This is a genomic window from Streptomyces sp. 2-1 (assembly GCF_048564895.1).
In the GTDB taxonomy this organism is placed as follows: domain Bacteria; phylum Actinomycetota; class Actinomycetes; order Streptomycetales; family Streptomycetaceae; genus Streptomyces; species Streptomyces phaeochromogenes.
The window spans coordinates 3533971-3547704 of record NZ_CP183383.1; the positions used below are offsets into that span (position 1 = coordinate 3533971).

The 13734-nt window shown below is 70.8% G+C and carries 13 protein-coding genes; 7 read left to right on the forward strand and 6 right to left on the reverse strand.

The features are described from left to right. Positions 1-24: 24 nt before the first annotated feature. The 4 genes from efeO (at position 25) to ACN20J_RS15580 (ending at position 4635) form a co-directional block, all read left to right on the forward strand. Positions 25-1179, forward strand: a complete 1155-nt coding sequence (gene efeO, locus ACN20J_RS15565) for an iron uptake system protein EfeO (RefSeq protein WP_419666104.1) — start codon at positions 25-27, stop codon at positions 1177-1179. Positions 1180-1207: 28 nt separating this feature from the next. Further along, positions 1208-2608, forward strand: a complete 1401-nt coding sequence (efeB, locus tag ACN20J_RS15570) for an iron uptake transporter deferrochelatase/peroxidase subunit (protein ID WP_419666105.1) — start codon at positions 1208-1210, stop codon at positions 2606-2608. Positions 2609-2611: 3 nt separating this feature from the next. Next, positions 2612-3457: an iron uptake transporter permease EfeU gene (gene efeU, locus ACN20J_RS15575; protein WP_189838230.1), complete on the forward strand. Its 846-nt coding sequence runs from the start codon at positions 2612-2614 to the stop codon at positions 3455-3457. A gap of 173 nt (positions 3458-3630) precedes the next feature. Continuing rightward, positions 3631-4635 carry a hypothetical protein gene (locus ACN20J_RS15580; protein ID WP_189838229.1) on the forward strand — a complete coding sequence of 335 codons (1005 nt, stop codon included), beginning with the start codon at positions 3631-3633 and terminating at the stop codon, positions 4633-4635. Between the two features lie 128 nt (positions 4636-4763). On the opposite strand, the gene ACN20J_RS15585 is transcribed toward ACN20J_RS15580, so the two are convergent. Beyond that, complete coding sequence (locus tag ACN20J_RS15585) at positions 4764-5495, reverse strand: bifunctional DNA primase/polymerase (protein WP_190228164.1); 732 nt, start codon at positions 5493-5495, stop codon at positions 4764-4766. Positions 5496-5664: 169 nt separating this feature from the next. Between ACN20J_RS15585 and ACN20J_RS15590 the strand changes: the two genes are divergently transcribed. Further along, positions 5665-6528 carry a glycerophosphodiester phosphodiesterase gene (locus tag ACN20J_RS15590; protein ID WP_190228163.1) on the forward strand — a complete coding sequence of 288 codons (864 nt, stop codon included), beginning with the start codon at positions 5665-5667 and terminating at the stop codon, positions 6526-6528. Here ACN20J_RS15590 and ACN20J_RS15595 read toward each other — a convergent pair. Then, a complete protein-coding gene (locus ACN20J_RS15595) occupies positions 6492-7163 on the reverse strand; it encodes a TetR/AcrR family transcriptional regulator (protein WP_419666106.1) in 672 nt (223 codons plus the stop codon). The genes ACN20J_RS15590 and ACN20J_RS15595 overlap by 37 nt on opposite strands. 73 nt (positions 7164-7236) lie before the next feature. Next, positions 7237-7896: a TetR/AcrR family transcriptional regulator gene (locus ACN20J_RS15600; RefSeq protein WP_419666107.1), complete on the reverse strand. Its 660-nt coding sequence runs from the start codon at positions 7894-7896 to the stop codon at positions 7237-7239. Between the two features lie 81 nt (positions 7897-7977). Between ACN20J_RS15600 and ACN20J_RS15605 the strand changes: the two genes are divergently transcribed. Both ACN20J_RS15605 and ddaH read left to right on the forward strand, forming a co-directional pair. Continuing rightward, positions 7978-8865: an SDR family NAD(P)-dependent oxidoreductase gene (locus ACN20J_RS15605; protein WP_419666108.1), complete on the forward strand. Its 888-nt coding sequence runs from the start codon at positions 7978-7980 to the stop codon at positions 8863-8865. 298 nt (positions 8866-9163) lie between these two features. Further along, entirely contained in the window at positions 9164-9985 is an 822-nt protein-coding gene (ddaH, locus tag ACN20J_RS15610) for a dimethylargininase (protein WP_362000586.1), read from the forward strand. Here the strand turns inward: ddaH and ACN20J_RS15615 are convergent. From ACN20J_RS15615 to ACN20J_RS15625, 3 genes are all read right to left on the reverse strand, one after another. Continuing rightward, positions 9974-10999, reverse strand: coding sequence for a small ribosomal subunit Rsm22 family protein (locus ACN20J_RS15615; RefSeq protein WP_419666109.1), 1026 nt, complete (start codon positions 10997-10999; stop codon positions 9974-9976). The genes ddaH and ACN20J_RS15615 overlap by 12 nt on opposite strands. 236 nt (positions 11000-11235) lie before the next feature. Then, the gene (locus ACN20J_RS15620; RefSeq protein WP_419666110.1) at positions 11236-12414 is read right to left on the reverse strand and encodes a serine hydrolase domain-containing protein; all 1179 of its coding nucleotides are present in this window, start codon (positions 12412-12414) and stop codon (positions 11236-11238) included. Continuing rightward, a complete protein-coding gene (locus tag ACN20J_RS15625) occupies positions 12366-13733 on the reverse strand; it encodes a multidrug effflux MFS transporter (protein ID WP_190228157.1) in 1368 nt (455 codons plus the stop codon). The genes ACN20J_RS15620 and ACN20J_RS15625 overlap by 49 nt, the downstream gene beginning before the upstream one ends. Between the last annotated feature and the right edge of the window lies 1 nt (position 13734).

Sequence of the window (13734 nt, forward strand, 5' to 3'; positions counted from 1 at the left end):
CCCCTGTGACCTCTTGGAGCCTGTATGCGAGCCGTTCGACTCTCCGTCACCGCCGCCGTGACCGCGGCGGCGCTGGCCGCTGTCACCGGCTGCACCGAGAAGAGCGATGCCTCAAGCGGCGACGACCGCGTCGTCAAGGTGACCGCCACGGACTCCAAGTGCGAGGTGTCGACGACGAAGTTCCCGGCCGGGCACGTCCAGATCGACATAGAGAACAAGGGCTCCAAGGTCACCGAGGTATACCTGCTGTTCCCGGACGACCGGATCGTCACCGAGCGCGAGAACATCGGCCCCGGCACCAAGCAGAAGGTCACCGCCGAGGTGAAGGAGGGCGACTACCGGATCGCCTGCAAGCCGGGCATGAAGGGCAAGGGCATCCGTCAGGACGTCACGGCCACCGGCTCCGGCAAGGTCGCCAAGCGCGACCCGCGCCTGGACTCGGCGGTCGCCGCCTACCGCGAGTACGCGCAGGAGCAGGCCGACGAGACCCTGCCCAAGGCGAAGGTCTTCGCCGAGGCGGTCAAGGCCGGCGACATCGAGGCCGCGAAGAAGGCGTACGCCGACTCGCGCATCGGCTGGGAGCGGACCGAGCCCGTCGCCGAGTCCTTCGGTGACATCGACCCGAAGGTCGACGTGCGCGAGGACGGTCTGGAGGAGGGCCAGGACCCGGAGAAGGACTGGACCGGCTGGCACCGCCTGGAGCGCTCGCTCTGGCAGGACAAGAAGCTCACCGACCGCGACTCCGAGCTCGCCGACCAGCTCATCACCGACCTCACCGACTGGCAGAAGCGGGTCGGCAAGGCCGAGATCACCCCGACCTCGATGGCCAACGGCGCCAAGGAGCTTCTCGACGAGGTCGCCACCGGCAAGGTCACCGGCGAGGAGGAGCGCTACTCGCACACCGACCTCGTCGACTTCAAGGCGAACGTCGAGGGCGCGGAGAAGTCGTACGCGCTGCTGAAGCCGGTCGCCTCGGAGAACGACGCGGCGCTGACCAAGGAGCTCGACACGCAGTTCGCGGCGCTGAACACGCTGCTCGACAAGTACCGCGAGGACAAGACCTCCTACGTCTTCACCTCGTACGACAAGGTCGGCAAGGCCGACCGCAAGGAGCTCTCCGACGCGGTGAACGCGCTCGCGGAGCCGCTGTCCAAGCTCGCCGCCGCCGTCGTGAAGTAGGACTTGACGTAAGAGGGGCCCTGGCGCCATGACGGACACCACGAACACGACCGACACCACGGACGCGACGGACGCGACGGACGCTTCGGATTCAGGGCAGGCTGCCGAGCCCGGCGGGGCGCGGGGCGCCGACTCCCGTACTCCGTCGCGGCGTTCACTGATCGGCTGGGGCGGTGCCGGGCTCGCGCTCGGGGCCGCCGCGGCCGGCGGTGCGGTGGCGATGACCCGCAACGGCGACGACACGGAACCGACCGCCGCCGCTGCGGGCGCCGCGGTCGCCTTCCACGGCACGAACCAGGCGGGCATCGCCACCCCGGTGCAGGACCGGCTGCACTTCGCCGCGTTCGACGTGAAGACGACCGACCGGGCCGCGTTCGTCCAGCTGCTGAAGGACTGGACCGAGGCCGCGCGGCGGATGACCGCCGGGCACGCGGTCGGCGAGGGCGCCTACGGCGGTCTCGCGGAGGCGCCGCCGGACGACACCGGTGAGGCGCTGGGCCTCAAACCGTCGCGGCTGACCCTGACGATCGGCTTCGGCCCGTCCCTGTTCGACAAGTTCGACCTTGCGGACCGGCGGCCGGAAGCCCTGGTCGACCTGCCGAAGTTCGCGGGCGACAACCTCGACGGCAACCGCAGCGGCGGCGACCTGTGCGTCCAGGCCTGCGCGGACGACCCGCAGGTCGCGGTGCACGCGATCCGCAACCTCGCCCGGATCGGCTTCGGCAAGGTCGTCATCCGCTGGTCCCAACTGGGCTTCGGCAAGACGTCCTCGACGACTCCGGAGGCCCAGACCCCGCGCAACCTCATGGGGTTCAAGGACGGCACCCGCAACATCGCGGGCACGGAGACGGACCGGCTCAAGAAGTTCGTCTGGGTCGAGGAGAAGGACGGCCCGGCATGGATGGTCGGCGGCTCGTACCTCGTGGCCCGGCGCATCCGCATGAACATCGAGACCTGGGACCGCACCTCCCTCCAGGAGCAGGAGGACATCTTCGGCCGCGACAAGGGCGAAGGCGCACCGGTCGGCAAGGCCAAGGAACGGGACAAGCCGTTCCTCAAGGCGATGAAACCCGACGCACACGTCCGGCTCGCGCACCCCGACACCAACGCCGGAGCCACACTCCTGCGCCGCGGCTACTCCTTCACCGACGGCACCGACGGCCTCGGCCGCCTGGACGCCGGCCTGTTCTTCCTCGCCTACCAGCGGGACGTACGCAAGGGCTTCATCCCGGTGCAGCGGAGCCTGGCCACCGACGCGCTCAACGAATACATCCAGCACGTGGGTTCAGCGGTCTTCGCCGTCCCGCCGGGCGTCCGCGACAAGGACGACTGGTGGGGCCGCGCCCTGTTCTCGACGGACCCGAAGGACTCGAAGGTCTCGACGGAGTCCAAGAGCTCCACGAGCTCCACCAACTCCAAGGAGGCGTAGGCCGTGTTCGCGAACTATCTGATCGGCCTGCGCGAGGGCCTGGAGGCCAGCCTCGTCGTCTGCATCCTCATCGCGTATCTGGTGAAGACGGACCGGCGGGACGCCCTGAAGCCGATCTGGATCGGCATCGCCGTCGCGGTGGCCCTCGCCCTCGGCTTCGGGTGCGCGCTCGAATTCGGCTCCCAGGAGCTGACGTTCGAGGCGCAGGAGGCGCTCGGCGGCTCGCTGTCGATCATCGCGGTCTGCCTGGTCACGTGGATGGTCTTCTGGATGCGGCGTACGGCCCGCCATCTCAAGGCCGACCTGCACGGCAAGCTGGACGCGGCGCTGCAGATGGGCACGGGCGCGCTGGTCGCGACCGCGTTCCTGGCCGTGGGCCGCGAGGGCCTGGAGACGTCCCTGTTCGTCTGGACGTCCGTACGCGCGTCCAGCGACGGCACTGAAGGCCCGCTGATCGGCGTGCTGCTGGGCATCGCGACGGCGGTCGTGCTCGGCTACCTCTTCTACCGGGGCGCCCTGCGGATCAACCTCGCCAAGTTCTTCACCTGGACCGGCGCCATGCTGGTCGTCGTGGCCGCGGGCGTCCTCGCGTACGGCTTCCACGACCTCCAGGAGGCCGACTTCCTGCCGGGGCTGACGAACAAGGCCTTCGACATCAGCGAGACCATCCCGCCGGACAGCTGGTACGGCACGCTTCTCAAGGGCGTCTTCAACTTCCAGCCGGATCCGACGGTCCTCCAAGTCGTCGTGTGGTCCCTGTACTTGGTACCGACCCTCGCCTTCTTCCTGGCGCCCTCACGGTCCGGCAAAGCGCGACCGAAGACACCCGCGCCGGTCCGCGCCCCGTAGGGGCGCGGGGAACTGCGCGACCAGCCACGACGAACCCGCACGCGACAAATCCGCCGAGCGCTTCGCATACTGGATCACGGTGCGGCAGCGCTACGTGATCCCGCCGCCCACGCGCCGACAGGCCCCGGTAGGGTTCCCCTCCGGGAAAGGGGAATGTGACGGTGACGGTACCCATGCGCAGGGATCACGGCCCTCGTAGGCCTCGCAGGCTTGGCCGGAGCGCGCTGACGGCGGCGTCGGTGACCGTGCTGTCGGTGACGGCGAGCGGGTGTGTGGTGGTGCACGGGGAACGGGAGGTCCTCCCCGGGGCCACGAAGACCGAGGCCGCGCGTGCGCTGAAGGACTTCACGGCCGCCTACAACGAGGCCAACGGCGCCAACGACCCGTCCCTGGACGCGGACCGGGTCACCGGCGCCCTCGGGGACATCGACGGCGCGAAGCTGAAGGCCGGCGGCAAGAACGAGCCGGGCGGCAACCCGAACTACGTGCCGCTGGAGCTGAGCGACACCGAGTTCACGATCCCGAAGAAGGCCGGCTGGCCGCGCTGGTTCGTCACCGACTCGAAGGCCAACAAGGGCCGGGGCGAGGACCGTTGGCTGCTGGTGTTCACCCGTGGTGATGCCGACGACGTGTGGCAGGTCTCGTATCTGACGATCGTCGCCGCCGAAGAGGTGCCGGACTTCAAGAAGGACCAGGACGGCTGGGCGGAACCGGTCACGGCGACCGCGGCGGACCTGGCGGTGGCGCCCGGGGATCTCCCCCAGGGCTACGCGACCTACCTCAAGGACGGCGGGGACACCTTCGCCGCGGGCACCCACACCACGAAGTGGCGCTCCGACCGCACGAAGACCGCGAGCCGCCCCGGCCTCGCCCAGCAGTACATCGACGAGCCCCTGGCCTCCGGCGACTACGCCCCGGTGGCCCTGCGCACCACGACCGGCGGCGCCCTCGTCTTCTTCACCACCCGCCACTACCAGAAGCAGACAGCGGCCCAGGGCGTCCCCATCAACGTCACCAACGCCGACGTCAAGGCCCTCATGACCGGCGAACCCAAGCAGTCCCTCACCCTGGAATCCATCTCCAACCAGGCAGTCCTGGACCCCGCCAAGGACGCGGCGAACCAACAGGTCGAATTCCTGGGCAGAATCCAGGGCCTGACGGCGGCGAAGGGCGAGTAGACGAGCGCCCCGCCCATTCGGGGGCGCGGGGAGCTTTTTTAGGGGCGCGGGGAACTGCGCAGTCTTTTTGCTTTTAGGGGCGCGGGGAACGGCGCAGTCTTTTGGCTTCAGGGGCAGGGGCCGGGGCGTCAGCCCCGAAGGGGCCACGCCGCGACATGGTCCCGCTCCACCCCCGCATACCGAGCACACTCATCGGTAAGCACCTCAAGCAACGACAAAGGATCCGGCAGCCCATGCTCCGGCCCCCGAACCCACTCCACCGTCAGATCCCCGGGCAACCGCGCCGGAGGCACCAGCACATAGGACCCACGGCAGTGCCACCGCAGCCCCGGATGCTCATCCATCGTCTCCGGATGACAGTCCAGCTCGCACGGCCACCACTCGTCCTCGTCCTCGGGCGTACCCCGCGTGGCGGTGAAGAAGAGCATCCGGTCACCCCCGGACACCGCGACGGGCCCGACCTCGACCCCCAGCGCGAGCAACCGCTCCAGCGCCTCCTGCCCCGCCTCCAGCGGAACGTCCAGCACGTCGTGCACCATGCCGGTCGCGGTGATGAAGTTGGCCAGCGGCTGATGCCGGGCCCACCGCTCGATCTGCGCCCTGTCGGTCGTGGACTGCGTCTGCCAGGCAAAGGACACGGGGTGCCGCGCGGGGGTGGGACACCCGACACGGTCGCAGGAACATCGGTAGGCGGAGGGATGGGCGGCGGGCGCGAGCGGCAGCCCGGCTCCGGCGGCGGCAAGCAGCAGTTCCTCACGACCCGAGGCATCGTCCGCGGCGTCCGTTCGAGGACGGCGACCGCGCAGCCACTGGGAGATCCTGCCCTGCCCGCCCGAGCGGCGGCCCATCTCTGCGCTCATCGATCCCCTCGCCCTGGCTGTTGTGCGGACAGCATGCCCTATGGTCCCACCATCCTGCGTCACAGGGGGCCGGAGCCCACATCCGGGGTGGGCGGGACGATGCCCGACCGGGTCATCGATCGAGTGTCATTGCATACTTTGAGGCGATTTGCCCGCCTACGGTGTCGGCATGGTCACACGGACTGCGCTGACGGCTGTCGCGGGTCTCACCTCGCTGGCCCTCGTGGGACAGAGCGGGGCGATCACTCCCCTCGAATGGGGCGCCGGCCCGCTGACGGTGGCCGCACTCCCCCGCATCGTCCAGACCGCGCATCGCGGCGGCGCCCGGGAGGTGCCGGAGAACAGCATGTCGGGCCTCGTGGCCGCGTACGAGCGCGGTACGGCCCAGGTGCTCGACCTGGACACCCGGATGCTGCGCGACGGGACGATGGTGGTCATGCACGACGCGACCCTGAACCGCACGACCTACATGGGCGGCCCGGTGGACGCACTCGACCGGCGGGACTGGGAAGGGGTCCGGCTGCGCCCGAAAGACGGGTTGCCGGGAGGTTGGCGTTCCGAGCGGCCACCGACGCTCGCCGAGGTACTGGACCGATTCGGCGGACGGACGGTGCTGATACTGGAGGCCAAGGACCCCCGGAGCCTGCCGACCCTCGCCGCGATGATCAGGTCACGCGGCCTGACCCGCTCGGTACTGGTCAACTCCAACCACCCGGCGGTGGCGTGGCGGGCCCACCGCATGGGCCTGGTCTCGCAGTTGTGGCGGTCGGCCCGGCAGATGCGTACGGACCGGCCCGAGCGGTGGCGGTCGTTCGTGGACGTCCTGGACGTGGACCAAAAGGCCCGCGACCGCGATCTCGTACGGGCGGTCAGGTCCGGCATCCATCGTGTGTGGGCGCACACCGTGGTGACCCCGGCCGAGCGCGACCGCGCCCTCGCGCTCGGCTGCGACGGGATCATCACGGACGCGCCGGGACGGCTGGCACGGGCGGAAGGTCAGCGGGCGGCGGGCCCACGTGGGGCGAGGCCGTAGAGGGCGTACTCGACGAGCTTGTCCGTGTACTCGTGCGAGATGGGGCCCGTGAACTGGAGCCAGCGCTGGGCGAGGGGCGAGACGAAGAGCTCCAGGGCGATGCGCGGGTCGATGTCCGTACGTACGGCGCCCTGCTCCTGGGCGGCGCGCAGGCGCTTCACATACTGCTGGAGCTGGGGTTCGAGGAGCTTGCCGACGAACTCCCGGCCGACCTGTTCGTTGACGACACCCTCCGCCGCCAAGGCCCGTGACGGGGCCTCGAAGGCGGGGTCGAGCAACTCGTCGACCATGGCCCTCAGCACCAGCTTGAGGTCGGCTTCGAGGTCGCCGGTGTCGGGGATCTCGTACGGGGCCTGCTTCCCGACCGTCTCCGGGCTGGCGGTCGCCTCCGCCGTCCGGGCGCTCAGGTCGATGAACGCCTCCAGCAGGACGTCCGCCTTCGACGACCACCAGCGGTAGATCGTCTGCTTGCCGACGCCCGCGCGGGCGGCGATGCCCTCGATGGTGGTCTTGGGGTAGCCGACCTCGGTCACGAGTGCGAGGGCGGCGGCGTAGATCGCCCGCCGGGACTTCTCGCTGCGGCGGCTGGAGTCGGGGGCGGGCTTCTGCGGGGGTCGGGCGGACGTCTGAGCCATACGCCCAAATTTACCAGCCCGGCAAGACGCTCCGTCTCGCCACGGTACCCACCGCATCCCACATCTCGCAGCCTCAACTCGCAGCGTCTTCCAGTCCGGCGAGGAAGGCGGCGAGGATGCGGTACAGACGGGGTTCCACCTCGACGACGGCATGACCGAGCTGCGGGTCGCTCTCGTAGAGCTCCCGCAGCCGCGGGCCGGGGGTGGCCATCTGCCGCAGGGCTCCGGCCATGCCGGTCGCCGTGGCGATGGTGTCGACGGTCTGCAGTTCACTGAGCCCGAGCAGCCGTCGCAGCTCGCCCCCGATCAACGCGATCTCCTCGAACGTCTGCAGCTTGAATTCGCGCACCGAGTCGATCGACACGTTGCGTTCGAGGTTCATGGGTGCCTGCGCCAGCAGATCGCAGAACATGGGGCGCGCCGCGAGTGTGCCGGCGAAGACCGCGGCAACCTCATCCGCGGTGGCGTGGGCCCGGCCCTCGAGATCGCCGCGCAGCGCGGCCGACCACTCCCGCCACCCTTCCGCGGTGAGCTTGAGGAAGATCTGCTCCCGCGTCTCGAAGTACCGCAGCAGGGCCGACTTGTGCATGCCCACAGCCGCGGCGATGTCGGTCAGGGTGACATCCCGGACGCCGTGCCCGCGCCCGAGCGATCGGGCCGCGTCCAGGATCGCCGCCTCGCGAACCTGCTTGGCCCGGGCGCTGCGCGCTCGCTTGAAGACAGGCTCAGTCATGAGGGACATCATAGGAGTGGTTAAGGCAACGGCGTTGCACTATTAACGCAACAGTGTTTCACTAAAGCTATGACCAATGACATGAGCACCGACGCGAATCAGCAGGTCTGGTTCATCACCGGCTCGTCCCGCGGGCTCGGCCGCGCCCTGGCCACCGCCGCCCTCGATGCCGGTGACCTCGTCGTGGCCACCGCCCGCCGCCCCGAAGTCCTCGCCGAGCCGTTCGGCGCGTACGGCGACCGCGTACTCCCGCTGGCACTGGACGTCACCGATCCGGAGGCGGCACGCAAGGCGGTCGAAGCGGCACTGGCCCGTTTCGGACGCCTCGACGTGGTGGTGAACAACGCCGGGTACGCGAACGTGTCGCCCATCGAGACGTCGGACGACGACGACTTCCGCGCCCAGTTCGAGACCAACTTCTGGGGCGTGTACAACGTCACGAAGGCCGCGCTCCCCGCGCTGCGCCGCCAAGGGGCGGGCACCGTCGTGCAGTTCTCCTCGATCGGCGGGCGCGTCGGCGGCTCGCCGGGCATCGCCTCATACCAGGCGGCCAAGTTCGCAGTCGACGGCTTCAGCCGCGTCCTCGCCGCGGAGAGCGCCCCGTTCGGCGTGCGCGTCATGGTCGTCGAACCGAGCGGCTTCGCCACCGACTGGGCCGGCTCCTCCATGACGGTCCACCAGATCCCCGACGCCTATGACGAGACCGTGGGCGCGATGAACCGGCGGGTCCGGCAGAGCACACAAGGGGCGGCCGGTGACCCCCTGCGCGCCGCCGAGATCATCGTCCGGACGGTACGTCGCGGCCGGATCCCGAGCCATCTCCTGCTGGGCGTGAACGCGGTGGACATGGCACTGGACCACGCGCGCAGCGAACAGTCCGAGGCGTCCGCCTGGGAGAAGGTCAGCCGCTCGGCCGATTTCGGCGAGCCGTACCCCGTGGAGCTGCCGCCCGGAGACACGATCGGCTGACAGCTGACAGCTGACGATGACGGCTGACGATGCACGGCCGTGGACAAGCGCCTCGCCTGGGATCTGGTGAACGAGGGCGATACGGGAGGACGGCAGGCTCCCGACTTCATCGCAGCGATGCTGCTCTCCGCGGCTGCAACGCCTGGGGCGCAGCCCCCAGGGACGGGACGGGTAGGGGCGGCGGGGGCGAGAAACAACCCGTTCGGCTCCCGACGGGACGCCCGCCCGCGGCGCACCATGGGCACCAACTGCCCCCGCGGTACCCGCGAGTACCCGCGGCCCCCGTAAGGAGCCCTCCTTGCACCTTCCCCGCCGCGCCACACCCCGGCGCTACCTGATGTGCCCACCCGCACACTTCGAGGTCACCTACTCCATCAACCCGTGGATGGACCCCGCCAAGCCGGTCGATGTCCCCCTCGCCGTCGCCCAGTGGGAAGACCTCCGCGACCGCTACCGCGCCCTCGGCCACACCGTCGAGGAACTCACCCCCCGCCGCGGCCTGCCGGACATGGTGTTCGCGGCGAACGGCGCGACCGTGGTCGACGGCCGGGTCCTGGGCGCCCGGTTCGCCTTCCGCGAGCGGGAGCCGGAGGCCGGGGCACACCTGGAGTGGTTCAAGACGAACGGCTTCGACCACGTCCACGAACCGGTCCACATCAACGAGGGCGAGGGCGACTTCGCCGTCACCGCCTCGTACGTGCTCGCCGGACGCGGCTTCCGGGCCAGCCCCCTCTCGCACGGCGAGGCGCAGGAGTTCTTCGGGCGGCCGGTGATCGGGCTCGACCTGGTCGACCCCCGCTACTACCACCTGGACACGGCCCTGGCCGTACTCGACGACGCGACGGACCAGGTCATGTACCACCCGCCGGCCTTCTCCCCCGGCAGCCGCGAGGTGCTGCGCCGGCTCTTCCCGGACGCGCTCCTCGCGGGCGACGAGGACGCGGCGGCGCTCGGCCTGAACGCCGTCTCCGACGGTCTGCACGTGCTGCTCCCGCAGTCCGCGACCGGCCTCTTCGACCCGCTCCGGGAACGCGGGTACGAGCCGATCGGCATGGACCTCAGCGAACTCCTCAAGGGCGGCGGCAGCGTGAAGTGCTGCACACAGGAGCTACGTGTCTGAGCTCTGGCCCTCACCCTGGGCCGGAGACAGGGACGGGGGCGGCCAGGCGTCGCCCCAGTCCGCGTCACGGGCCGCCTTGTAGAGGAGGCCGTGGCGCTTCGTCACGGTCGAGCGGCGCAACTGCTCCTCGGTCTCGCACAGGTCGAGGAGCACCTGCCCCTTGCGGATCTGTGGCCGCCGTACGACCCGGGAGGCGGCCGGGGTCACCGGGAAGCGGGTGGCGGCGACATAGCTGAACTTCTCGTCCTCGTACGCCAGTGAGCCGCCCTTGACCTGCCGGTGCAGCGAGGAACGGCTGACCCGGGCCGAGAAGTGGCACCAGTCCTCGCCGGGGACGATCGGGCAGGCGGCGCTGTGCGGGCAGGGGGCGGCGATGTGGAAGCCGGCGCCGATGAGGCGGTCGCGGGCCTCGATCACGCGGGCGTAGCCGTCCGGTGTGCCGGGTTCGATGATCACGACGGCCTGGGCGGCGGTCGCGGCGGCGTCCACGACTTCGGTGCGGGCCTGCTCGGTGAGCTCGCCGAGGACGTACGACACCGTGACGAGATCAGTGCTCTCGATGGTGAGCGCCGCTCCGATACGAGAGCGGTGCCACTCAGCGCCCTTCAACAGCGGGTTCCGCGAGGCGAGTTCACGGCCGAGGGCGAGAGCGGGTTCGGCCCAGTCGAGCACGGCCACCGGCCGCTCCTCGGGCCAGGTGGCGCTGACGGCCCAGGTCGCCGCGCCCGTCCCGCCGCCCACGTCCACATGGCGGCCCGGCGTCCACTCGGGCACGACGTCCGCGAAGGCGTCCAGCGCGGCACGTACGGCCTCGAAGGTCGCGGGCATCCGGTACGCGGCGTACGCGGCCACGTCCGCGCGGTCGCGCAGGATCGGGGCGTCGGTCGGGGTGGTCCCCCGGTAGTTCACGATCAGCCGCTCGACGGCCTGCGAGGCCGCCTTGGTCGGCAGCCCGTCGAGCAGCCCCGCCAGGGCCACGCGCAGGGTCTCGGCTGGGGAAACGGGGGCGGTCACGGAGGAAGTCTACGAGGGGCGCGCGGGCGGTTCGGGTGAGCGGCGCTCTCCAACGAGAGCACCGCTCACAACATCCGCGAGCACCGCCGACCGAAAGCACCGCTCACCCACCAGAGCACCGCTCACAAACCGGCACAGCGCCAACGATCGAGAGCACCGGTCGCAAGCCAGAGCACCGGCCGCAGACCAGAGCGTCGCTCACAAGAAAGAGCACCGCTCACAGACCAGCGCACCGCTCACGCCCCCCGTACCGCCCGTGCCAGTCGTGTCGCCGCTGCTGCCCGGGGGCCGCTGTCCGAGGGGCGGCGGCGCGGGTGGACCGTGTTCGCCAGGAGCACCAGGAACGTATCCGTCGACGGGTCCAGGACCAGTGACGTACCCGTGAAGCCCGTGTGGCCCGCGGCGCCGTGGCCGGCGAGTTCGCCCATGAACCAGGGCTGGTCGAGGGCGAAGCCGAGGCCGGGCGGGGAGAGGAGGAGTTCGACGTAGTCGGGGCCGAGGATGCGGGCGGTGCCGTACGAGCCGCCCGCCAGCAGCGTGCGGCACAGGACCGCAAGGTCGCCCGCCGTCGAGAAGAGGCCCGCGTGGCCCGCGATTCCGCCGAGCGCCCAGGCGTTCTCGTCGTGGACCTCGCCCCGCAGCATCCCCCGGTCCGCCTTGGCCCACGGCAGCCGCTGGTCCTCGGTGGCCGCCGCGCCCGGGCGGGGTCCGAACCCGGTGGCCGTCATCCCGAGCGGCCGGGTGATGCCGTCCCGGACGAGGACGTCCAGCCGACGCCGGGTGATCCGTTCGAGGACGTGCTGGAGGAGCAGCATGTTGAGGTCCGAGTAGGCGTACGCGCCGCCGGGCGCGGTCAGCGGCTCCTCGGCGCGCAGCAGGGCGAGCCGCGCCCTGTCGTCCCGGCAGTCGTACAGCGGGAGTTCGGGCCGCAGCCCGGAGGTGTGGGTGAGCAGGTGCCGCACGGTGATGCCGTACTCGGCGGCGGCGGTGAAGTCCGGCAGATACGCCCCGACCCGCGCGTCGATGCCGAGCGTGCCGCGCTCCAGCTGCTGCACGGCGGCCACGCTCGTGAAGAGCTTCGTGAGGGAGGCCAGGTCGAAGGGGGTGTCCGCGGTCATCGGGACGCGGGCCTCGCGGGGCAGCTCGACGCCCGCGCCGGTGACCTCGTCGTACGCGGAGTACCGCACCGCCCAGCCCGCCGCCTCCTCGACGGCGATCACGGGCCCGCGTCCGGCGACCAGTACGGCGCCCGGGGCCCAGGGCCGGTCCCCGTCGGTGAGCCGCCGGAACTCCCGTACGAGACGGTCGAGTTCGTCGGGGTCGAGCCCGGCACGTTCCGCCGTGCCGAGGCGCAGTCTCGGTGCGCTCAGCTCTCCGCTCCCTTCGCATCCGCCTGTCTCCGCCAGGGACGGCACAGTCCCACGAAGCAGCCGACGGCGACCAGTGAACACGCCAACTGGACGACGGCCATCGGGACGGCGGTGTGTTCCCCGGCGATGCCCACGAGGGGTGTGGCGAGCGCACCGACGAGGAAGGAGGAGGTGCCGAGCAGCGCGGACGCGGAGCCCGCTGCGTGCCGGGTGCGCATGAGGGCGAGGGCGTTGGTGTTGGGCATGCACAGGGTCATCGCGGACATGAGGACGAAGAGGCCGACGGCGATCGGGACGAGGCCCACCTCGCCGAAGACCCCGCTCGCCATCAGCAGCAGCGCGGCCGAAGCGGTGGTGATGATCCCGAGGCCGACCGCGAGGACCTTGTCGAGGCTGACCCGGCCGACGAGGATCTTGCCGTTGATCTGGCCGACGGCCACAAGGCCGATGGAGTTGACGCCGAAGAGGATGCTGTAGGTCTGCGGGGATGCGCCGTAGATCTCCTGGATCACGAACGGCGACGCGCTTATGTAGGCGAAGAGCGCCGCGAAGGCGAAGCCGCCCGTGAGCATGTAGCCGGTGAAGACGCGGTCGGCGAGCAGGCCGCGCATGGTGCGCAGCGCCTCGACGGTGCCGCCGCTGTGGCGGTGCTCGGGCGCGAGGGTCTCGGGCAGCATCCGCCAGACGACGGCGGTCAGCACGACCCCGATGGCGGTCAGGATGTAGAAGACGCCTCGCCAGTCGGTGATCCGCAGCACCTGGCCGCCGATGAGCGGGGCGATGATCGGCGCGACCCCGGAGATCAGCATGAGCGTGGAGAAGAAGCGGGCCATGTCGACGCCGTCGTAGAGGTCGCGTACGACGGCCCGTGCGATCACGATCCCGGCGGCGCCCGCGAGGCCCTGGAGCAGCCGGAAGGCCACGAGGAGTTCGATGGTGGGCGCGAACGCGCACACGGCGGTGGCGACGACGTAGAGGAGCAGTCCGACGATGAGCGGCCGTCTGCGCCCCCACTTGTCGCTCATCGGGCCGACGACCAGCTGCCCGAGCGCCATGCCGGCGAGGCACGCGGTGAGGGTCAGCTGCACGGTGGCCGCGGACGCGTGGAGCGCGTCGGTGACCTCGGGGAGCGCCGGGAGGTACATGTCCATGGACAGCGGCGGTACGGCGGTGAGCCCGCCGAGGACGAGGGTGACCAGGAGTCCCACGGAACGGCGGGCCGCCGGTGGCGGTACCGGCGGCGCCGCGGCGGCGGTCGCGGTCTCTTCGGAGACCGCGTCGGTGACCGCCCCGGTGACGGCCGCGCTCGGTATGTGCCCCTCCGGGCCGTCCTGGTCCCGCGTGGTGCGGCCACGCTCGGACATG